The following is a 22,378-nucleotide window of genomic DNA, read 5'->3' on the forward strand; positions in this document are numbered from 1 at the left end:
TCGATTTACGCGGACAATTCATCCGGTATGATGGCAAAAATGTCGCACATCGAATGACGATACTCGGGGTGGGCTCGTCAAATCACGGTAATATCTGACCAAATCGGTCCTAAACTGACTTGCGGTGCTAGTGTAGGCTTCCAGCAAGGTAACGTATCAAATTGTAATTGTAGGACTTAAATATCGACCTTCGTAATAATGGCGTCAGTTTCATCGACGCTCTTTCCGGACTGTCGAAACCGCGTGTGGGGAGAAGCGTAATGACGTTCAGCAAACGCGAGATACTGGGAGCACCGCTGGCAGCTACGTTGGGTTTGAGCGGGCTGTCGCGTGCCGCCGCATCGGCAGCGGCGACGAAACCGTCGCCGCTTGCCAGCCGCGCCATAACGCCCGGCCGGTTCGATTCCACCGCACAGTCGCTCGCCGGCTATCGCGCGCCTGACTGGTTTCGCGACGCCAAGTTCGGGATCTGGGCGCATTGGGGACCACAGGCGGTGCCGAGCCAGGGCGACTGGTACGCACGCTTCATGTACGTCCCCGGCCACCCGCATTACGACCATCACATCAAGACCTACGGCCACCCTTCGAAGGTCGGCTACAAGGACATCATTCCGCTATGGCGTGCGGAAAAGTTCGATCCCGACGCACTCGCCGCACGCTATGCCGCCGCAGGCGCGCGCTACCTCGTCTCGATGGGCGTGCATCACGATAATTTCGATTTGTGGCGGTCGAAGCATCATCGCTGGAACGCCGTGGAGATGGGCCCGAAGCGCGACATCGTCGGCGAATGGAAGGCGGCTGCCACGCGGCGCGGGCTCCGCTTCGGCGTGTCCGAGCATCTCGGTGCAAGCTATAGCTGGTGGTACCCCAACCACCTCTACGATCAGTTCTGGCCCAAACTCGGGGTCGCCTATGACGGCGCCGATCCGCGCTATGCCGATCTCTATCACACCAACCGCGACGAGCCGTTCATCAACACGCCCGCGAGTTGGTACACGACCAACCCGACATATCACGCGATGTGGTTCGACCGGATCCGCGACCTGATCGACAGCTACCAGCCCGACCTGCTGTATTCGGACGGCGGCCTGCCGTTCGGCGAGGTCGGACGCTCGCTCCTTGCGCATTTCTACAACAGCAGCATGAGGCGCACAGGGAAGCTGGACGCGGTCTACAACTGCAAGGATACGGGCTCGGGCGCGTTCAGCACGGACTGGGCGGTGCAGGACGTCGAGCGCGGCGTCCTCAAGGGCATCAATCCACACGCCTGGCAGACCGACACATCGAACGGCGACTGGTTCTTTAACCGGACCGACACCTACAAGACCACCGACGAGGTCGTCGCGATGCTCGCGGACGTCGTCAGCAAGAACGGCAACCTCCTGTTGAACGTCGTGATGCACGGCGACGGCAGCCTGCCCCCTGAGTCCGACCGGCTGTTGACCGACCTGGCGCCGTGGATAGCCGCCAATGGCGAGGCGATCCACGGCACGCGCCCCTGGACGATCTACGGCGAGGGTCCGACCACCGCCGCCGCCGGCGCGTTTGCGGAGAAGACCAGCTACACGGCGCAGGACATCCGGTTCACGACCAAGGGCGAGACGCTGTACGCGATCACGCTCGGCATGCCTCGGGGGCAGACCGCGATCACGTCGCTGGCCCAGCCCAACCCGCACGAACGACGCCGGGTACGCGCAGTGCGCCTGCTCGGCCGCCCCGGCGCGATCGCGTTTCGCCAGACCGGACAGGCTCTCGTGATCGATCTACCCGCGACGTTGCCGACGCGACACGCGAGCGCGTTCGCGATCGATTTCGCCTGACGAGAAATACCGCACGTGCACGATGTGTGCGTCGATCGAACACGAGCTTGGAGAGGCTATTTGAAACACCCCCTGATCCGCGCCCTGCGGTTTGCGATGCTTGCGGCGGCTACGCTGGCTGTTCCGCTTGCCAGCATCGTTCCAGCGCAGGCGCAGACCGCCGTCGGGCATCCCGAATGGCCGGGCCGCGGCGACCTGTTCGTGGGCGCCTGCTACCAGCCGATCGACCGTTCGCCCGAGCAGATCCGCCAAGACATCGCGATCATGAAGAAGGCCGGGTTCACCATGGTCCGGATGGGCGACCTGTCCTGGGATTCGTTCGAGCCGCAGGAAGGCCATTTCACGTTCGAATGGTTCGACGCGATTCTCGACCAGATGCATGCCGCCGGGATCAAGGTGCTCCTCGACATTCCCGGCCAGCCGGTACCGACCTGGCTGCACAAGACATATCCCGGCGTCGATCTCGTCACGCAGGACGGCGTCCGCCGCAATGCCGCGACGCGCTATTGGGACAATATCAGCGATCCCGATTATCGCCGGCTGGTCCGGCGGCTCGCCGAGCAGATGCTCAAGCGGTACGCGCATAATCCCGCGGTGATCGCGGTCGGCTACACCAACGAGATCGGCAACGGCCAGATGTCGTATTCGCCGGCTGATCGGAAACGTTTCGTCGGCTGGCTGCAGAAGAAATACGGGACGATCGCGGCGCTCAACACCGCCTGGGCGACGCAGCGCTGGTCGCGTCGGATCAACAGCTGGGACGAGGTCTACCTCCCCTATGGCAACGGACCCGGCCCGAACGAGCGCAATCTCGACCTTCGCCGCTTCTGGTCCGACGACACGATCGGCGCGCTCACCGATCTCGAAGCGGTCCGCAAACTATACGCGCCCAACCTGCCCGTCGCGTCGAACTTCTGGCCCGACGCCTGGACCAAGGGGTTCGATTATCTACGGTCGTGGGACAAGGTCTCGACCTATGGCGGCCAAGGCTTCTATCCGGGCGAGCCGCTAGGCGCTGCACTTGACGTATCGCGCAACCGCGCAGGCCACGATACGCCGATGTGGCTGAACGAGTTCACCGCGGGCGGTGGCGGCTATTACGGCACACCGGGCCGGTCGCGGATGTGGGCGTATTTCGGGCTGATCTATTACGCGCAGACGTTCCTCGCCTGGACCTTCAACTCGCATAGCGGTGGCGAGGAACAGGGGCTGTTCGGGCTCGTCGACCATGATGGCCGCCCGTCGTGGAAGGTCGGCGAGTTCGGCCAGATCGCCAGCGAGTTCGCCAAGCTGAAGACGATGGGCTTCCCGCGCTACCGCAAGCCCGAGGTGGCGATCGCCTATTCGTTCCAGACCAACTGGCTGACCTCGCCTCCGCCTGGGCCGAACACGATGCAGGAATATTTCAAGACCAGCTATCCCGATCAGGCCAAGGCCGCGCTCGCCCCGCTGTTCGCCGACAATATCGACACCGCAGTGATCGATATCGGCCACGACGCGATCGACCGTTACAAGCTCGTGATCCTGCCCAGCGCATACATGATGGACAAGGAAACCGCCGAGGCCGTGCGGCGCTATGTCGCGAACGACGGCACGGTGATCATGACCGGCTATTCCGCCAAGGTCGATGAGACCGGCAAATGGTTCGAGACGCCCCTGCCCGGCCGGCTGACCGACGTGTTCGGCGTGCGGACCAACGAATTCTATCGCGCCGAGCAACCGCTGAAGATCATGTTCGACGGCAAAGAGCAGATTGGTAGCGATCCCTATTACGAGGTGCTCGAACCGAGCACGGCCAAACCGCTGGCGATGTTCACCAACACGCCCAAGCCCGGCCCGGCGATCACCATCAACCGCTTCGGCAAGGGCCGCGCGATCTACCTCGCGACCGCCGCGCTAGGCGCGTTTCTTGATCCGCTGGTGCGATCGCTCTATACCGAACTCGGGATCGAGCGTGGCCCGGTCACTCCGCCGGGCGTGGTCGCGCGCATCGTCGATGGGCGGACGCTGTACGTGAACACGAACACCGCGCCTGCGCGTGTGGCCTTGGCAGGCGAGCAGCACGATATTCTAAGCGGCAAAGCCTATACCGATCGGCTCGACCTTCCGCCGTATGGCGTGGCGCTGCTCCAATAACGACGCGCGATAAGTGACCAATCCGGGTCTTCGCCTTGCGTCGACGCGGAATACGGTTGATCCGCGCGCCGTATCTGCAATTATACGACAAAATTGCCGTTTCGGCGAAGATAGCGCTACCGTCAGGGCATAGACCCGTGGAGAGGATTCGATGTACATTTCCCCAGCCCGTATCGAAGTGCAATCGTCTGACCAGTCCCGCACCACGTCGCGATGGGACTGGTCGTCACGGCTGGTCGCACGGTTGGCCATGGGGGTTTCGCTGGCGACGCTCGGTTCCGCCGCGGTTGCCGCACCGATCGCGACGGTCGATCGCAACGGCAGCCTCGTCTCGGTCGAGGCCTATGCGCCCAACATCGTCCGCGTGACGATCGCGACCGACCGCGGACAGGTCGATGCGCCTCCAGGCGATGGCCCCAACGCAAAGCCCGATGCCGCCGGCTGGACGCATCGTAACGATGCGGGCGCCGATGTATTCGCGTCCGCGGCGCTGTCGCTCTCGGTCGATGCGAAGCCCTGGCCCAAGGCGCCGACGCAGATGGAGCGTTATTTCGCGCCGTCGCTGCCACCGGTGTCGGTGACGATCCGCAAGCCGGACGGCACGATGCTGACGCAGATGACCGGCTGGGAAATGGCGCCGCATACCGTCAACGGCGAGAAGACGTTCCGCGTCGGCGCGAGCTTCGCCTCGCCCGCCGACGAGCATTATTACGGGCTCGGCCAGAACCAGGAGGGCAAGCTCGACCTGCGCGGCCGCACGATCGACTGCCGCCACAATTACGACGCGCCCGCGGGCGAGACGGTCTGCGTACCGTTCATGGTCACCAACAAGGGCTATGGCATCGTCTGGGACAACCCGTCCTCGACCGTCGTTTCCCCCGGCCTGCATAGTTCGACACACTGGCAGTCGGAGGTCGGCGAACGCGTCTCGTTCTTCGTGATCACAGGCGCCACTACCGATGAAATCTACGCCGGCTACGCGACGCTGACCGGTACCACGCCGCTGCCGCCCAAGGCCGCGTTCGGCCTCATCCAGAGCAAGGCGCGGTACGAGACCGAGAAGGAACTGCTCGACGTCGCCAACGGATATCGCAGCCGCGGCCTGCCGCTCGATATCATGGTGCTCGACTGGTTCTACTGGTCGCGCATGGGCCAGCTCGACATCGACCGGAATTATTTCCCCGATCCCAAGGGCATGAACGACAAGCTGAAGTCGATGGGGATGCATTCGATCATCAGCGTCTGGCCGCGCTTCGAGAAGGAATCGCGGTATTTCGACCTGTTGTCGACCAAGGGCTTGTTGCTGAAGGACAAGGACGGCAACGTCGTCGACGGCCTGCCGATCCGCTCCGATCGCGCGGGCGCGTTGCTCGACAGCACCAACCCCGATGCGCGCCACTGGTTCTGGGACCGTATCCGCGACAACATCGCCAGCCAGGGCTTCGACTGGTTCTGGCTCGACGAGACCGAGCCCGATCTGGTGCCCGACGGCAGCTTCTATTCGATCGGCTCGGGCGACCGCTATCACAACGTCTTCCCGCTGCTCCATACGATGAGCGTCGCGGACGGGTCGGCCAAGGACCGTCCCACGATGCGCAACCTGATCCTGTCGCGCGCGGCGTATCTGGGTGCCCAGCGCAACGGCGGGCTGTTCTGGTCGTCGGACATCAAGTCGACCTGGGAAGCGCTGCATCGGCAGGTCCCCGCGGGGCTTGGCTTCACCGCGAGCGGCATGGCCTATTGGGGCAGCGACATCGGCGGCTGGCAATGGCCGAACGGGCCCAAGGCGACACGCCCGGTGCTGCTCGATCCTGCGGGTGCGACCGCGATGGCGCCGGATTACGCGGATTATCCCGAGCTGTTTACGCGCTGGTTCGGCTATAGCGTGTTCACGCCGACCTTGCGGATCCACGGCCAGCGCCCGGCCACCGCGATCTGGCAATATGGCACCGCGGCCGAGCCGGTCCTCGCGAACTTCCTGAAGCTGCGTTACTCGCTGATGCCGTACATCTATTCGCTCGGCCGCCACACATACGAAAGCAATGCGCCGATGATGCGCGCGTTGTTCATGGATTTCCCGAACGATCCCAACGTCGCCGACATGGGCGACGAATATATGTTCGGCCCGGCCTTCCTGGTCGCGCCAGTCACCGAACAGGGCAAGACCAGCCGCCAGGTCTATCTGCCGGCCGGCGCCGAATGGTATGATTACTGGACCAACCAGCGGTTCACAGGCGGCCAGACCGTCACCGCGAATGCACCGATCGACAAGATACCGCTGTTCGTGCGCGCCGGGTCGATCATACCGATGGGCGTCCAGGTGCCAAGCACGGCGACCGCGCAGGCGCTCGAGAGCATCCGCGTCTATCCGGGTGCGGATGCGAGCTTCGCGCTGTACGACGATGACGGCGTGACCAACGACTATCGGACCAAGGGCGGGCGCAAGGCGATGCTGCGCTGGGACGACAAGACCCGGCGCCTGACCGCATCGGGCAAGCTGCCGACCGGGCAGGACGCCGCATCGCTGGTCCAGATCGTCTCTTCGAAGTGATCCGCGCAGTCTTCATCGCCGCACTGACGTTGGTCACCTTACCGGTGGCCGCGCAGACCAATGTCCCGGGCGATCCCTATGCCGGCGATCCGGTCGGGATCGTCGCGGCCCCCTGCCCTGCGCATCCGTCGCCGACCGATGGAGCCGGATGGGAGGCATGGAAGCTGCATTCGCTCACGCGCGACTTCGGCCAACTGTGCCGCTACCGTGAGCAGAACGAACAGTTGAAGGCCTCGAACACGCCGGTCCGCGTGGTCTTCATGGGCGATTCGATCACCGACAACTGGATCGGTGCGGATGCTACTCTGTTCACCGGCGGACTGGTCGATCGCGGGATCAGCGGGCAGACCACGCCGCAGATGCTGGTGCGCTTCCGCGAGGACGTGGTCGCGCTGAAACCGCGTGCGGTCCACATCATGGCAGGTACCAACGACATCGCCGGCAATACCGGCGCCTCGACGATGGAGATCGTTCAGGGCAACATCGCCAGCATGGCCGACCTCGCGCGCGCGAACGGTATCAAGGTGATCATCGCCTCGACCCCGCCCGCCGCGGCCTTTCCGTGGAGCAAGGACAAGCAGCCGGTGCCGCAGATTCGCGCGCTCAACAGCTGGCTGAAGGCCTATGCGGCGAAGAACGGCTTCACCTATGTCGATTATTACACCGCGCTAGCCACACCCGAAGGCGCGATGAAGCCGGGGCTGGCGAGCGACGGCGTCCACCCGACTCCCGCCGGCTATGCGGTGATGCGCCCGCTGGCCCTCGCGGCGATCCGCCGGACCATCGCAGCCAAGTGAGTATCGATCTCAGCCGCCGTTCGGTTCTCGCCGGAATCGCCGCACTGGGTCCGGCGACGCACGCGCTCGCGCAGAGCCCGATGGGGCTGGCGCGCGGTCCGGTGCAACCGACCTGGCAATCGCTGGTCGATCACTATCGCTACCCCGAGTGGTTCCGTGACGCGAAGCTCGGCCTGTGGTCGCATTGGGGCCCGCAGTCGGTGCCCGAGCAAGGCGACTGGTACGGCCGCTTCATGTATATGCAGGGCCATCCCGCGTACGAACATCACCTCAAGACCTATGGCCATCCGACCAAGTCGGGGATGATGGAGGTGATGAACCGCTGGACCGCGGCGCGCTGGGATCCCGACGCGCTGATCGCCCGTTATGCCAAGGCGGGGGCGAAATATTTCGTCTCGCTCGCCAATCATCACGACAATCTCGACTGCTACGACAGCCGCTATCACGCCTGGAATTCGCTCCGCGTCGGGCCGAAGCGTGATGTCGTCGGCACTTGGGAAAAGGCCGCGCGTAAAGCCGGGCTCAAGTTCGGCGTCTCGAACCACGCTGCGCATAGCTGGCACTGGTATCAAACTGCTTATGGCTATGATCCGACAGGGCCGCTGAAGGGCCAGCGCTACGACGGGTTCACGCTGCGCACCGCCGACGGCCGCGGCACATGGTGGGACGGGCTCGATCCGCAACAGCTCTACACCGGCGCGCACGCGGTCCTGCCGAACGGCATCGATACGATCGCCGCGATGAACGCGTGGCACGACGCGAACGACGGCCAGTGGATCGAAACGCCGCCGCCGAACGATCCGGGCTATGCGGCGAAATGGCTGCTGCGCCAGACCGACCTGATCGACAAGTACAAGCCCGACTTCTGTTACTTCGACGACTATGAACTGCCATTCGGGCCGATCGGGCTCCAGGCGGCTGCGGATTACTATAACCGCTCGATCGCGTGGCACGGCGAAATCAACGTCGTGCTGACCGCCAAGCAGCTAAAGCCTTCTGCGAGGTTCGGCCTCGTGCAGGATGTCGAGCGCGGCTTCACCGATCATCTGTGGGACGAGCCGTGGCAGACCGATACATGCGTCGGTGACTGGTTCTACAACGTCGCGCGGCTCACCGACAAGAGCTACAAGACCGCCGAACAGGTGATCCAGCGGCTTGCCGATGTCGTGTCCAAGAACGGCAACCTGCTGCTGTCGATACCGCAGCCCGGCGACGGCTCGATCGACGGCGAGGAGGAAAAGATCCTCGACGGCATGAGCCGCTGGATCGCGGTCAACGACGAGGCGATCTTCGGCTCGCGGCCATGGCGGATCTATGGCGAAGGCCCGACCAAATTGCAGGCCGGCATGCAGAACGAGCAGTCGTCGGGCGTGTTCACCGCGCGCGACGTGCGCTTCACCACCAACAAGGGGGCGCTCTATGCGCTGTTCCTGGGCTGGCCGCAGGGCGACGTCACGATCAAGGCACTGGGACGCAACCGCTTCGCCGATGGCGTGGTCGAGCTCGTGACGTTGCTCGGCGGCGGCGGCATGGCGCATCGCCGCGATGCGCGCGGCCTGCACCTGACGATGCCCGCGAACCCGGGCGGCGGGTTCGTCCCTGTCCTGAAGATCGAAGGCCGAGGCCTGGTCTGACCATTTCGGGCCGCACCTTACGGACTCCGGATCAACGCTGATACGATTGGGAACGCTGCTCAGCCGAGCAAGGCCGCTCCGCGATCGACCACCGCGCCCTCGCTTTCGGCCTGACGGATCAGGATCATGACGTCCTCGATGATCGATCGGATCGTGGCGCTGGCGGAAGCCGCATCGCGCGCAGCGATCGCCTCGAGCACGGCCTTATGCGCGGGCAGGCTTGCGCTGCGCCCCTTGAACCGGTTGGTGAAGCGGATCGAGGTCCGTAGCGCCGTCGACACAAGATCCTCGAACTGTGCGAAGAATGGGTTGTCGCACGCTCGCAGGATCGCAACGTGGAACACGATGTCGGCCTCGAGCGCATCGTCATCGCCGCGCTCGGCCGCCTCCATGCGCGCATAGCCAGCAGCAATCATCGCGATGCCGGACGGCGTGGCGTGCAGTGCGGCGAGCTGCGCCGCCATCGGCTCGACTGCAAGGCGCAGCTCGTTGAAGCTGCGGAGTAGCGGCAAGGTAAACTGCCGTTCGAGTAGCCAACGCAGCACATCGGTGTCGAAGAGGTTCCAGGTCGAATTTGGCTGGATGATGGTACCCTGCCGCGGACGCGCGGAAAGCAAACCCTTCGCGGTCAGCATTTTGACCGCCTCGCGCGTCACCGACCGGCTCACGCCGTGCTCGATTGCCAGTTCCGCCTCGGTAGGAAAACGCTTTCCGTCGTAATGGCCGGTGACGATCGCGCGACCCACGGCGTCGAGCATACCGTAAGTCAGATTGCGGCCCAGCGCCGTGCGGACCTTCGTGGGCTTGAGTTCGGTCATAGGGCTTGGTCGCCCAAATTCGTGACCGCTACAAGCGTCCCTCTGCATATCGGACGACAGGTACTCACTTTTACGCTGCGAAGATCATGAGCGCGCCAATTGCCTCGCCGGGACTGTATCTCATCCACCCCACACATGGCCTCGGCATCGGCCGAATAGCGCGTCCCCATCACGCTTGTCGGAAGATCGGTGCCGCGCAGTGCTGGGCGATGAAATCCTCGTGCGTGGGCATCGCTTCGGCGGTCATGCCGATCATCTCTCGAATATGGGCCATGAACCGCGTCGCCTCGCCAAGCGGCAACCCGCCCGTCAACGGATCGAAGGACGCCGGCTGCACATTCTGGCCGAGCAACACCGCAATCCAGCTATCGGGGGTGAACAATTCGCCCTGCTCGCGAAACACCCGCGCCTTGCCTCGCCATAACGCGAGTTTGCCCTGCAGCGATTCCGGCAGCGCCATGGTCCGACAATGGTCCCAGAATGGCGAATCCGATCGTTCGGTCGCATGATAATGGAGGATGATGAAATCGCGGACCTGCTCGTATTCGCGGAGCATGACACGGTTGTACTCGTCAATTTCGACCGGATCGAAACCACGATCGGGGAAGAGGGTCATCAGCCGCGCAATCCCCGACTGGATCAAGTGGATGCTGGTCGACTCGAGCGGTTCGAGGAAACCGCCGGACAACCCGATCGCCACGCAATTCCGGTCCCAGAGCCGCTTGCGCCGCCCGGCCTCGAAACGCAACTGGCGGGGTTCGCCCAACGCCGCGCCATCAAGCCCCGCCAGCAGCGCCTGCTTGGCATCGTCGTCGTCGATATGCGCGCTGGAATAGACATAGCCGTTGCCGACCCGGTGCTGGAGCGGAATCCGCCAGCGCCATCCGGCGCTATCCGCGGTCGCCCGCGTATAGGGCGTCAGTGGCCCCTGTCGTTCGCTCGGCACCGCCCACGCCCGGTCGCAGGGCAGCCACTGCTTCCAGCTCGCAAACGGTACACCTAGCGTATCGCCGAGCAGCAGCGACCGGAAACCGCTGCAGTCGATGAACAATTCGCCCTCGATCCGGCGGTCGCCTTCGAGCCGCACCGCCTCGATGAACCCCGTTTCGGCATTCCGATCGACTGCGATCACGCGCCCCTCGACGCGGACCACGCCATCCTGCTCGGCGATGTCGCGCAGGAACGTCGCGTAGAGGCCTGCGTCGAAATGGAACGCGTACGACAAGGTCGACAGCACCGACTGCGGATTGGCGCTCGGCCGAGTGAACCGCCCGCGCCGAGCCGCCACGGAGGACAGGCAATAGTCGCCGATTGGTCCCGGATCGGCGTTGCCCGAGGCAGCCTGCCGGAGCCAGAGCTGGTGAAAGGAAACGCCGTCGATGTCGCGGCCGTGCGTGCCGAACGGGTGCAGATAGGAGTCGCCGAGCCGCGTCCAGTTGCGGAACTCGATCCCCAGCTTGAACGTCGCGCCGGTAGCGCGGACGAACGCGTCCTCGTCGATCCCGAGCATGCGGTTGTAATCGAGCAGCGACGGGATCGTCGCCTCGCCAACACCAACCGTGCCGATCTCCTCGGATTCGACCAAGGTGACCGAAACGCCGCTGGCGACCAGTCGCGACAGAGCCGCCGCGGTCATCCAGCCTGCCGTGCCGCCGCCGACGATCACGACCTTTGTGATCTTCCCGGGCCGGGTGACGGTCACGCTGCGGCCCGCGCGCCAAAGCTGTGGGACTGGGCGTAGGATACCAGATCGCGGTTCGACGGGAGGTTGGCGATCGCATAACGCGCCTGGCGCTGCACCTCCGCGAACGCCCGGCGTGCATCCTCACCGTAGCGAAGCGCGCCGGCCTTGGCGCTCAGGTCGGTCTTCCAGCCCATGCCGTACAGAACATATTGCCAGCTTGCCTCGGTGAAGATGTCGACCTGCCCGTCGATGTCGAGCTCGTTGGGCGGCCGGAACCGCCAGCGATCGAGCATCTCCAGCAGGCGGTCCGGCACCGATGCGTCGGCCACGTTGTCGCGCCAGAACGCGGTGTCGCGGCGTTCCGAGATACAATAATGCAGCTTGATGAAATCGAGCGCACGTTCGTAGCGGCGCAGCATGTTGGCGTTGAACTGGCGCGCGGACGTCTCGTAATCGCCGCCCCAAGGGAACAGGTTAGCGATCATACCGGCGGACACTTCGGCAAACGCTATTCCGGTCGCCTCTAATGGCTCGAAAAAGCCGCTCGACAGCCCGACCGCGACGCAGTTCTTGTACCAGTTCACCTCGCGATAGCCGGCCTCGAACTTGAAATGGCGTACGTCGGCGGTCTCGCCCGCCGCGCCCAGATAGCCGCGCAACACACGCTCGGCAGCATCGTCTTCGCTATGGTCGGACGAATAGACATGGCCGATGCCGCGGCGACGATCGAGCCCGATGTCCCAGATCCAGCCCGCCTCCTGCGCGGTTGAAATCGTGTACGAGGCGATCGGTTCGTCGGGCCGCGTATAGGGTAGTTGCGCGGCGATCGCGCGGTTGCAGAACAGCACGTCGCGGCACGACCGGAACGGGATCTTCATCGCCTTGCCGATCAGCTCAGCGCGAAAGCCGGTGCAGTCGATGTATAGATCGGCGTCGAGTATCCCGTTCCGCTCGGTCCGAACGCCACCGATCGCGCCGTCCGCATCAAGCAGCACTTCGCTCACGGTGTCGGTCAGGTGGCGGACGCCGTTCTTCACGCCCTGCTCGCGCAAAAGGCCGGCAAGCGCGACTGCGTCGAAATGGAAGGCATAGTTCAGCGGCCCGACATAATCGGGATGCGTCGGTAATTTGGGCGCGCGGTGCCGGTCGGCCGCCTTCTTCTGCGGGTTGGAGACCTCGTCCCAATTCTCCGTGCCACCGAGGCCCAGCAGCCAATAGGGCAGCAGGTCGAGACCGTCGCTCGCGTCCGCGACCTGGAAGGGGTGCGAATAATGATCGGTCGCCCCCTGCCCCGGCGCGTGGCGCCAGTGGACGAACTTGGCACCCTGCTTGAACGTCGCGCCGCAGCGTCGGATCAGATCGGCCTCGTCGATCCCGATCGTCGCCAATGTCCGCCGGATCGTCGGGAACGTCCCCTCGCCGACACCCAGAATCCCGATGTCACGCGATTCGACGAGCGTGATCGCGACGCCGCCCGGCAGATCAGCGCCGAGCCGCTTGGCGAGATAGCCTGCGGTCAGCCACCCGGCAGTGCCGCCGCCCACGATCAGGATCCGCTTGGTCATCACAGCCTCGCTTTGCCGCTCGCCGACACGGTGTCGACGAGCGGCGTATCATCGTCAGAAGGCGAGGTTGATACCAGTGCTGATACGACGATCGGCCTGGAACCAGCTACGCCCGACCAGCTTGCCGCCGGGATACCCGCCCATCAGCGTACGCTGCGTCGACGCGGTCAGGTTGGTCCCCTGCACGCCGAACGACAGATAGTCGGTCACCTTGAAGCGGACGCCGGCATCGATCGACCCGTAATTGCCGCCATAGATCGGCAGCGCGATCTGGGTGGAGGCATCGAGGCCGCCATCCTGATTGCTGACGACGCCTGGCGCGCTGTAATAGGGGTACGTGCCGTTCGTGCCGTTGCTGTTGGTCGACAGCAGATATTGCGAGCGCCACGAGTACGCGATCCGCAGCGAGATCGGATTGCGCTCATATAGCAGCGTCGCGTTCAGATTGTGCTTCGACAGACCCACCAGCGGCGCGTCGCTCTTCACCGCGCCGGTAATGTCGCGGTAGACGTCGCCCGGATTGCTGCTCTTGATGAACGTGTAGTTGCCCTCGAACCCGATCCCGGCAAGCGCACCCGGCAGCATGTCGAAGAAGAAGCGTCCGCCGACCTCGACGCCCTTGACGGTCGCCGCCTTGGTCGAGTTGCTGTAGTCGGTGGCCGACGCCGATACATTCTCCGTCGTTCCATCGGTAAACTGGACCGTCACCTGCCGGGTCGTCAGCGCGTAGATCGGCAGGTTGGTCAGCCGCTTGTAGAATGGGGCGATGTGGAACGACGTGCCCGCGCGTCCGTAATATTCGAGCGAGAGATCGAAATTGTTCGACAGCGTCGGCTTGAGCAACGGATTGCCGGTGTCCGCGGTAAAGTTGTTGAACGTCCCGATCCCGCCCGGAGTCTGACTGGGCGTCGTCGCCACGCCGATCGAACCCGAGGCGCGCAGTGCGTTGAAGGTCGGCAAATCCATCGTGATGTTATAGCCGCCGCGCACCTTGATCTTGTCGGTCGGCGCATATTCGAGATTGACCGACGGCAGGACGCGCGTGAAGTCGGCCTTGCCGCCGCGTGCGAGGAAGGTGTTCGCAAGCGTCACCTGAGCGCCATTGCGAATGAAGACGGTCCCGCCATTCTGCTGGATGAAGCCGCTGCCCTCGTTCTCGATGCGCACGACCCGCACGCCGATATTGCCGGAGATGCCGCGCGCGTCGCCCTCGGGGCCGAAACGCACCAGCGCATAGCCTGCGATATTCTTGGTGCGGTTCTCGACCTGATCGCCCGGCAAGACGAAGCCGACCGGCCTGATTGCCAGGGTGCCGTCCGGATTGAACTGGCCGCCATAGCCGGTGACCGGGAGAGGACCTGAGGCCGAACAATCGAACTCACGACCGGTGCAGAAGCCGGCAGGCGGCGCCGTTACCAGCCCGGTGCGGTTGGCGTTAAACCGGTCCGCCAGACTTTCCGACGCGAACATCAGGTTGCCGGGCAGCGTCGTGTTGCCGCGGAAGAAGTCCTTGAACGCGTGGCTGGCGACGTCGCCCGGCGCCGCGTTGGCGTAGGTTAGCTGCGGGTCGCCGTTCCAGCCGCGGCCGAGCGCGGTCCAGTTATAGCCGTTCGACAGGTCGCGCTCGGTCCGCTTGGCATAACGGCCACCAACCTTAACCGACCGGAAGAAGCTGTTGTCGAACTTGTATTCGGCATCGAGCTGCCCTGCGTCGAGACGGCCCTTGTTGCGTTCGTTGTGCGGCATCGACGCCGTCCAGAAATAATTCGCCGGATCCGCGAACGACGCCTGCGTCGCCGGGCTGACGGTGATCTGCGGCAGGTCGCCGGTCAGATCCATGCCGAAGCTCTGGCCGAAGCCGATGTCGCGAAAAATGTCGAGGCGATCGTAGATCTGACGCGAGTTGACGCGCTGCAACGAGCCCTTGAGCGACAAATGGCTATCAACGGGTGCCCAGGCGAACGACAGCGAGTAATCGCGTGTCCGCGTGTTACTCTCCACGAACCCCTTGTTGCCGCTGCTGTTGACCGCGCCGCCGGTGGGCAGGAACGTGGCCGTATCGCGATTGAAGAGCGCGTCGGTCTTCGTCAGCAGGCCGTTGCTGTCGAACGTGCTGCTCGCCGGATCGACCGCCAGCGTCTGCGAATCGAGCTGCGTACCGTAATCGCTCGACTGACTCTTGTAGCGCGACTGGAAGAAGCTGCCGGTGAAGGTCAGTGACTCTGCCGGCTGCCACTGCGCCGCGCCATAGATGCCGTAGCGCTTATACTGGAACGTCTCGTCACCATACGCGAAGCCGCTCGGGACGTACTTGCCGCTGCCATCGCTAAGCGTCGTCTTGAAATACGGGCTGACGCGAATGAACTGCGACAGCGAGCTGAACTGGCTGAACGCGACGTCGCCGAGCAGGCCGATCCGGCCGATCGGCGTATCGAACGAGTCGGTGATCAGCACCGAGCCCGACGGATCCGCCTTGTTCGCCATGTCGCCGAGCGCGAGTTCGCTGGTGCCCGCGATATGGAACTTGCCGTTGAAGTCGAACGGCAGCTTGGTGCGCAGATCGATCTGGCCGCCGGTGCCGCCCTCGATCAGGTCCGCTGTCGATGCCTTGTAGACGTCGACTGCTGACATCAGTTCGGGGGTCACGTCGCTCCACAGGATCGCGCGACCATTGTTCGCGCTGAAGATTTCGCGGCCGTTGAGGCGCGAAGCGACGCCGGTCAGGCCGCGCACCTGCACGCCCGAACCCTGGACCGAATAGTGATCGGGATCGCCGAGCGCGGCAAAGCGCACGATCGACACGCCCGAGACGCGCTGCAGAACTTCTGTGATCGAGTTGTCGGGCAGCTTGCCGGCATCGTCGGCGACGACCGAGTCGACGATCGTCTCGCTGCGCCGCTTGCGTTCGTCGGCAGCCTCGAGTGCGGCGCGGCGACCAGTGACGACGATGTCACCATCCGTCTGGTCCGCTGCGGGCTCGCCGACATTCTGCCCAGGCACGGCGGCCTGAGTCGTGTCGGGGGAGATGCTTTGTGTCTCAGCCTGCGCCCACGCCGTGCCGCTTACCCCAGCGGTCAGCAAAGCGACCAGGGATACACCGGTCCGCATTGCAGCAACGGCTCCGCGGCGCCGATCAACGTCAAGAATATGCGCGCTCATGAAATCCTCCCCCTTTTTTCCGCAGCAGGCTCTTGGCCGTCGCAGTCCCCAACCGGCACCTTATCAGCCTGGTGCTTCGTTCCGTGTTAGCCCTACCATTATTATACGACAATTAATTTCTTTGTCATATTTTACCATTCGAACGCGCGCCGGATGGCCGCCCGGAAACGCTCGGCATCGCTGCGGTCCGGACGGCGCCTTGATCGCGGTCAACACGTTGCTTGTCCGCGATCAACGCCCCAACTCTCCAGCGCAGATAGCCCGGCCGTATGGATTACAGGAGCCGGACCATGACGACGTCGATCAAGAGCCTCGCCCTCGCGGCATGCGCAGTGACTGCGGTCGCACCCCCCGCTTTCGCGCAGGCCGACGCAGCACCGCGACAAGGCATCGCCGCCGGCGACGTACTCGTCCGCGTCCGGGCGATCATGGTAGCGCCGAACGAGACCTCGGGCAGCGTCCTGCCCGCGTTTCCCGGCGAGCATGTACGCGTCAACGACAGCGTCATGCCCGAGGTCGACGTCACCTACATGGCGACCAACCATATCGGCTTCGAGCTGATTGCCGCGACCACCAAGCATCAAGCCGATGGCCGCACCGGCACGACCGGCTCGATCGGCAAGCTCGCCTCGACTTGGGTCCTGCCGCCAACGTTGACCGCACAATATCACCTGAACCCGATGGGCAAGATCCGGCCCTATGTCGGTGCCGGCTTGAACTACACGATCTTCTGGAACGAGAAGGCGTCGTCTGGGCTCGCCGCCGCGGTCGGACCGACCGACGTCCGCATGAAGGACAGTTTCGGCTGGGCGGCACAGGCGGGCGTCGACATCGACATCACGCCGAAGGTCTTCCTCAATCTCGACGTCAAATACATTGACATCGACACGACCGCACGGCTGCGGACGACCGCGGCCGGCACGCAGCGGGTCGCGATCAGCCTCGATCCGCTCGTGTTCGGCCTCGGGCTAGGCATTCGGTTGTGACGCCGCACGCGTTTTGCATCCAGTGCCTCGCATACAAGCCCCGGTTCGCATGACTGGCCACCATGAAGGTGCGCCACATGGAGCATCCTTTCCACGACGACACGGGTAATTTCGGGAGTACCAATTTTGCCTCGGACCGCGTGTTCGGGACGCTCTATCGGCGCGGCGAACGGCTGGTCAAAAACCCGACGGTGTTCAATCTCGGCTATACCGACGTGATCGCGGCCCGGCATCCGTGGGGCGCGCGACGATCGCATCCGAGGCCGGCGCGACCGCGAGTTGTTGATCGCACAGCGCGACCATCGCCGGACGGTGGCTGACCATGATCAGCCCCTGCCCGGTTCTTGCGAGCCGCACGGACAGGCGGTCGGCGACGCGTCGCTCGGTGGCGGTATCGAGTCCCTCGGTCGGTTCGTCGAGCAACAGCCACGGCACCTTGGCGAGATAGGCGCGGGCAAGCGAAAGCCGCCGCCTTTCGCCGCCCGACAAGCGTACGCCGTGCTCGCCGATCCAGCTGTCCAGACCGTTCGGCATGGCCTGGATCACGTCGGTTAGCGCAACGTCGGCGAGCACTGCCCACATCGCCGCATCCTCGGCCAAGGAATCGCCGAGCGCGAGCGTGGCGCGGATCGTGCCCGACAACAAGGCCGCGTCCTGCGGTGCCCAACCGAAGGTCGCGCGGCGGATGGCGAGTGGGATGCTGACAATGTCCTCGCCGTCGACGAACGCCATGCCCGACTCCGCCGAACGAAGACCGAGCAGACTTTCCACGAGCGTGGTCTTCCCCGACCCCGATGCGCCGACCAGCGCGACGCGCGTACCCGCCGGCAGGACCGCGCCGAGCAGAGCGATCGACGGCGCGGTTACGCTCGCGATCGCGGCGTCCGGCTCCACCGCAGCTGGCAGCAGATGATCTAGCCGCGCGACAGCCTCACGCACCGCGCTCCGCTGCGCAAGGCTGCGCAGCACTGGCCCCGCCGCGTCGATCGTCATGACTGCCGCCAGCGCACACAACGCGGCGATCGGTTCACCCGCAGGCGCGGCGAGCAGCAGCGCCGCGAGTCCTGCCATGCCAAGCGCGACCGCCTGGATGAACTCGAACCACCCCGCGACGCCAGCCTGCGCGCGTTGCGATGCCGCCAGACGCAGACTGCAGGCATCGATCGCGGCCATCGCGTTCGCCTCGATTCCGTAGCATCGGAGTTCGGCGGCGGCATCGGCCATGCCGGCAAACGCTTCCTTCAACGCTCCGCTCGCGCGCTGCACGTCGCGTCCCGGTCCTTCCAACCGTCTCGCTAGCGCGGTCGCGATCATCAACAAACCCACCAGGCACAGTACCAACGCCAGCGCAGGCCGCCACCCTCCCAAGGCACACAGGAGCAGGCCGCTCGCCAGCGCAGCGATCATGCCGGGTACCGCGGAGAACCGGACGAACTGCGCCTCGACCACGTTCACGTCCTGGACGATCCGTGCGGTCGCCTCGCCCTGGGTGAGCGCCAGCGCCTGATCCACAGGGCCGCGCGCCAGACCGAGGAACAGCGCGGGGCGAATGCGGGCGAGTGCGCCGAACGCTGCGTCGTGGCTGGCCAGCCGCTCGCCATAGCGCCCGGCGGTGCGCAGGATCGCAAGCAGACGGATGCCAGCACTCGGCAGCATATAGTTGAAGCCCTGCGCGGCGATCGGTCCGGCAAGCCCGGCGACCGCGGCGGCGGTGATGAACCAGCCCGACAGCCCGAGCAGCACGACCGACGCCATTGCGACAATCGCCGCATAACCGCTCGCTCGCCACAGCCCGCGTCGTTGCCGCCGTCGCTCGTCGGTGATCAGCGCTTCGAACGCGGTCACGCCTGCTCTCCCAGGTCGATCACGACATCGGCGATCGCGGCCAGCCGCGCGCTGTGCGTTGCGATGATCGTCGTTCGCCCGACACAAGCCCGCGCGATTGCCTCGATCAGGCGCTCTTCGGAGTCCGCATCCAGATGCGCGGTCGGCTCGTCGAGCAACAATACGGGCGCAGCTTTCAACAGCGCGCGGGCGAGCGCGACCCGGCGTCGTTCTCCCCCCGACAGCCCGCTGCCCCTTGCGTCGATCGCCGCACCCAACCCTCCACGCGCGAGCAGCACCGGCGACAGCCCGGCAATCCGTGCGACCTCCGCGATGCGCTCGGCCGAGGCGCTCGGATCGGCGAGCGCGATGTTCGAGCCGATCGTTCCGGGCAAGATCAAGGGCGATTGCCCCATCCACGCCGCGACGGGCGCGATGCTGCCGATCTCGGCAAGGCTAAGGTCGCCGATCCAAACGCGCCCCTCGGACAAGGGCGTGAGGCCGAGCAACAGATGCAGCAGGCTGCTCTTGCCGCTCCCCGAGGGACCGACCAGCGCCACGACCATGCCGGCCAGAACCTCGAACGAAACGCCCGATACCGCGGCGCGGTCTTGGCCGTCATAGCGGATCGCGACGGACTCGAAGCGGATCGTCGGCGTGGCACTGGACCAGACGGGAACGACCAGCGAAGGCGCCGTCTGGGCCTGCTCGACCGTCGCCAATCGCTCCGCCGCAGTCTCCGCCGCCTGTCGATCATGATAGGCGGCTGCCAGCCGCCGCATTGGCGCATAAAACTCCGGCGCGAGCGCTAGCACGAAGAACGCGCGGCCGATGTCGAATGTCTCGGGCACCGGAAACGGGAGCAGGCCCAACAGGTTGAACCCGGCATACACCGCGACCAGCGCGACCGACAGCGCGGCGAAGAACTCGAGCGCCCCCGACGACAGGAACGCGACGCGCAGCACGCGCATCGTCCGCCGCGCAAGATCCTCCGCAGCGTCGCCCAGCACCGCGGCCTCGCGCCCTTCGCCACGAAAGGCAAGGATGATCGGCAGCGCGCCGATCCGATCCGCGAACAGTCCCGACAACCTGGCGAGCGCCACGAACTGACGGCGCGACGCGTCCGCCGCGGCACCGCCTGCAAGAATCATCGCCGCGAGGAACGGAAAGACCGTCGCCACCAAAATCGCCGCCGCAATCGGGCTAGCGATGGCGGTCGCGGCAAGCACCAACAGCGGCGCGATCGATGCGGCCATCCGCGCGGGCAAGAAGCGCGACACATAGCCATCGATCGCATCGACCTCGTCCACCGCCGCGGTCATCAATGTACCGGTGGTCACGTCGGAGCCCGGCGTGCGGTGCAGCGCCGCGTCGACGATCCGCCGCCGCAACCGCGTCTTCGCCCGGTACGCACCGCTCGCGCCGACGCGCGCCGCCAGCATCGCGCACACGCCACGCCCGATCGCCGAGACACCGGCGAGCACCACCCAGGGCAGCATCGCCGCGACGCCCGCCGAAACCGCGACGACTCCACCCGCCAGCCCTGCCGCGAAGCCGATCGCCGCAACGCTGTCGAGTACCAACAGGCTGGCCGACCCGCGCGCGCCGCCGCCGTCCGCGACCACCGCGCTCAGATACGCTTTCGACGCACGCGCGCGCTGTTTCGAACCGTCGCGTTCGGTAAGGCTGTCCATGCCCGCCGCCATCGAGCCCCAGACCGCGCGCGTCTTTGACCGCGGTCAATGTTCGCGTCGCCGACCGCGGCTAGCCCGGGGTCCAGGCAGCGCCGTCGACGGCCTTGCGGGGAGCATCACCATGGACCTTGGGGTCATCGATCTGTCGCGGCTGCAATTCGCGTTGACCGCCCTGTACCATTTCCTGTTCGTGCCGCTGACGCTCGGGCTGTCGATGATGCTGGTCATCATGGAAGCCGTGTACGTGATGACGAACCGGCCGATCTGGCGCGTGATCACGCGGTTCTGGGGGCGCATTTTCGCGATCAACTTCGTGCTGGGCGTCGCCACCGGCCTGACGATGGAATTCCAGTTCGGTACCAACTGGTCGTATTTCTCGCATTATGTCGGCGACATCTTCGGCGCGCCGCTCGCGATCGAGGGGCTGATGGCGTTCTTCCTCGAGGCGACGTTCGTCGGGCTGATGTTCTTCGGGTGGGACCGCCTGTCGAAGCTTGGCCACCTCTTCGTCACGTTCATGGTCGCGCTCGGCACCAATTTATCGGCGCTGTGGATTCTCGTCGCGAACGGCTGGATGCAGAACCCGACCGGCGCCGAGTTCAACACCGACACGATGCGGATGGAAGTCAGCGATTTCGGCGCGGTGTGTTCAACCCGATCGCACAGGCCAAATTCGTTCACACCGTCAGCGCAGGCTATGTCTGCGCCTCGGTCGTGGTGCTCGGCATCTCCGCCTTCTGGCTGCTGAAAGGCCGATACACTGCAGTCGCTCGCCGATCGATGACGGTAGCCGCGGCGTTCGGTCTCGCCGGCTCGTTGTCGGTCGTCGTGCTTGGCGACGAGAGCGGCTATGCGCTGACCGACAACCAGAAGATGAAGCTCGCCGCGATCGAGGCGGCCTGGCACACCGCCCCTGCCCCCGCCGGCCTGACGCTGTTCGGGATACCCGACGTCGCCTTACGCAAGACCCGCTACGAAGTGCAGGTGCCTTGGGTGCTCGGCCTGATCGCGACGCGCAGCCTCGACAAGGAGGTGACGGGAATGTCCGAACTGGTGCTGAAGGCGCAGGAGCGGATCACCTCGGGAGTCATCGCCTATGACGCGGTTCAGCGCCTCAAGGTCGACAGGACCGATGTCGTCCAACGTGCTCGGTTCGAGGCGCATAAGTGCGACCTCGGCTATGCGCTGCTGCTGAAACGCCACGTCGCCGATCCGCGCATGGCGAGCCGACAGCTGATCGCGGCGACCGCGTGGGACGTCGTGCCGAACGTGCCGCTGATGTTCTGGAGCTTCCGGATCATGGCGTTCATCGGCTTCTTCATGATCGCGCTGTTCGGTGCCGCGTTCGTGCTGACCTCGCTCAGGCTGCACACCCAGACACGCTGGTTCCTCAAGCTCGCCGTCATCGCGATCCCGCTGCCATGGATCGCGATCGAGCTTGGCTGGATGCTGGCCGAGATCGGTCGCCAGCCCTGGGCGATCGAGGGGGTGCTGCCGACGTTCCTTGCCGCCTCGTCGCTGACCCCCGGGGTGCTGTGGGCGACGATCATCGGCTTCACCGCGATCTACGGCACGCTGGCGGTGATCGAGGTGCGGCTGATCCTCGCGACGATCCGCAAAGGGCCTTTCGAGCATGACGAGGATCCACAGCCGGTTTCGGGCCCGATCCTCGAAGCACCAACGCCACCCCTTCCCTTGGCTGCCTGACAG

Annotated in this window: 12 protein-coding genes and 1 pseudogene; 7 read left to right on the forward strand and 6 right to left on the reverse strand. The window is 65.0% G+C overall.

Annotated elements, in window-relative coordinates; translation table 11 throughout:
• Window positions 1-260 precede the first annotated feature (260 nt).
• The 5 genes from C8J40_RS10850 (at window position 261) to C8J40_RS10870 (ending at window position 8,938) form a co-directional block, all read left to right on the forward strand.
• Window positions 261-1,820 carry an alpha-L-fucosidase gene (locus C8J40_RS10850; protein ID WP_132897054.1) on the forward strand — a complete coding sequence of 520 codons (1,560 nt, stop codon included), beginning with the start codon at window positions 261-263 and terminating at the stop codon, window positions 1,818-1,820.
• Window positions 1,821-1,880: 60 nt separating this feature from the next.
• On the forward strand, window positions 1,881-3,956 hold the full coding sequence (locus C8J40_RS10855; RefSeq protein WP_243693330.1) for a beta-galactosidase: 2,076 nt from the start codon (window positions 1,881-1,883) through the stop codon (window positions 3,954-3,956).
• A 250-nt stretch (window positions 3,957-4,206) separates the two neighbouring features.
• Window positions 4,207-6,507 (forward strand): glycoside hydrolase family 31 protein, encoded by a 2,301-nt coding sequence (locus C8J40_RS10860; RefSeq protein WP_243693360.1) that lies wholly within the window; start codon window positions 4,207-4,209, stop codon window positions 6,505-6,507.
• Window positions 6,504-7,304: an SGNH/GDSL hydrolase family protein gene (locus C8J40_RS10865; RefSeq protein ID WP_243693331.1), complete on the forward strand. Its 801-nt coding sequence runs from the start codon at window positions 6,504-6,506 to the stop codon at window positions 7,302-7,304. Before C8J40_RS10860 ends, C8J40_RS10865 begins: the two co-directional genes overlap by 4 nt.
• 2 nt (window positions 7,305-7,306) lie before the next feature.
• The gene (locus C8J40_RS10870; protein WP_243693361.1) at window positions 7,307-8,938 is read left to right on the forward strand and encodes an alpha-L-fucosidase; all 1,632 of its coding nucleotides are present in this window, start codon (window positions 7,307-7,309) and stop codon (window positions 8,936-8,938) included.
• 59 nt (window positions 8,939-8,997) lie between these two features.
• Here C8J40_RS10870 and C8J40_RS10875 read toward each other — a convergent pair whose 3' ends face one another.
• The 4 genes from C8J40_RS10875 to C8J40_RS10890 all read right to left on the reverse strand — a co-directional run bounded on the left by C8J40_RS10875 (window position 8,998) and on the right by C8J40_RS10890 (window position 16,164).
• Entirely contained in the window at window positions 8,998-9,756 is a 759-nt protein-coding gene (locus C8J40_RS10875) for an FCD domain-containing protein (RefSeq protein ID WP_132897056.1), read from the reverse strand.
• Between the two features lie 169 nt (window positions 9,757-9,925).
• Entirely contained in the window at window positions 9,926-11,458 is a 1,533-nt protein-coding gene (locus C8J40_RS10880; protein ID WP_243693332.1) for a tryptophan halogenase family protein, read from the reverse strand.
• The gene (locus tag C8J40_RS10885) at window positions 11,455-13,005 is read right to left on the reverse strand and encodes a tryptophan halogenase family protein (protein ID WP_132897057.1); all 1,551 of its coding nucleotides are present in this window, start codon (window positions 13,003-13,005) and stop codon (window positions 11,455-11,457) included. Before C8J40_RS10885 ends, C8J40_RS10880 begins: the two co-directional genes overlap by 4 nt.
• 54 nt (window positions 13,006-13,059) lie before the next feature.
• A complete protein-coding gene (locus C8J40_RS10890; protein ID WP_132897058.1) occupies window positions 13,060-16,164 on the reverse strand; it encodes a TonB-dependent receptor in 3,105 nt (1,034 codons plus the stop codon).
• A 290-nt stretch (window positions 16,165-16,454) separates the two neighbouring features.
• Between C8J40_RS10890 and C8J40_RS10895 the strand changes: the two genes are divergently transcribed.
• A complete protein-coding gene (locus C8J40_RS10895; protein WP_132897059.1) occupies window positions 16,455-17,150 on the forward strand; it encodes an OmpW family outer membrane protein in 696 nt (231 codons plus the stop codon).
• A gap of 195 nt (window positions 17,151-17,345) precedes the next feature.
• On the opposite strand, the gene C8J40_RS10900 is transcribed toward C8J40_RS10895, so the two are convergent.
• Both C8J40_RS10900 and cydD read right to left on the reverse strand, forming a co-directional pair.
• Window positions 17,346-18,995 (reverse strand): ATP-binding cassette domain-containing protein, encoded by a 1,650-nt coding sequence (locus C8J40_RS10900; RefSeq protein ID WP_243693333.1) that lies wholly within the window; start codon window positions 18,993-18,995, stop codon window positions 17,346-17,348.
• The gene (gene cydD, locus C8J40_RS10905; protein WP_132897060.1) at window positions 18,992-20,668 is read right to left on the reverse strand and encodes a thiol reductant ABC exporter subunit CydD; all 1,677 of its coding nucleotides are present in this window, start codon (window positions 20,666-20,668) and stop codon (window positions 18,992-18,994) included. Before cydD ends, C8J40_RS10900 begins: the two co-directional genes overlap by 4 nt.
• Window positions 20,669-20,789: 121 nt before the next feature.
• On the opposite strand from cydD, the pseudogene C8J40_RS10910 reads away from it, so the two are divergent.
• Window positions 20,790-22,375: pseudogene (locus C8J40_RS10910) on the forward strand (cytochrome ubiquinol oxidase subunit I).
• Window positions 22,376-22,378: the final 3 nt, after the last annotated feature.

It is taken from the genome of Sphingomonas sp. PP-CC-3A-396 (genome assembly GCF_004343105.1).
Taxonomy (GTDB): Bacteria; Pseudomonadota; Alphaproteobacteria; order Sphingomonadales; family Sphingomonadaceae; genus Sphingomonas.

Bases quoted from the DNA above. Each gene is read 5' to 3' on its own strand.
- C8J40_RS10850 (WP_132897054.1), top strand. From the start codon at position 261: ATGACGTTCAGCAAACGCGAGATACTGGGAGCACCGCTGGCAGCTACG.
- cydD (WP_132897060.1), bottom strand. From the start codon at position 20,668: ATGGACAGCCTTACCGAACGCGACGGTTCGAAACAGCGCGCGCGTGCG.
- C8J40_RS10875 (WP_132897056.1), bottom strand. From the start codon at position 9,756: ATGACCGAACTCAAGCCCACGAAGGTCCGCACGGCGCTGGGCCGCAAT.
- C8J40_RS10885 (WP_132897057.1), bottom strand. From the start codon at position 13,005: ATGACCAAGCGGATCCTGATCGTGGGCGGCGGCACTGCCGGGTGGCTG.
- C8J40_RS10890 (WP_132897058.1), bottom strand. From the start codon at position 16,164: ATGAGCGCGCATATTCTTGACGTTGATCGGCGCCGCGGAGCCGTTGCT.
- C8J40_RS10860 (WP_243693360.1), top strand. From the start codon at position 4,207: ATGGGGGTTTCGCTGGCGACGCTCGGTTCCGCCGCGGTTGCCGCACCG.
- C8J40_RS10895 (WP_132897059.1), top strand. From the start codon at position 16,455: ATGACGACGTCGATCAAGAGCCTCGCCCTCGCGGCATGCGCAGTGACT.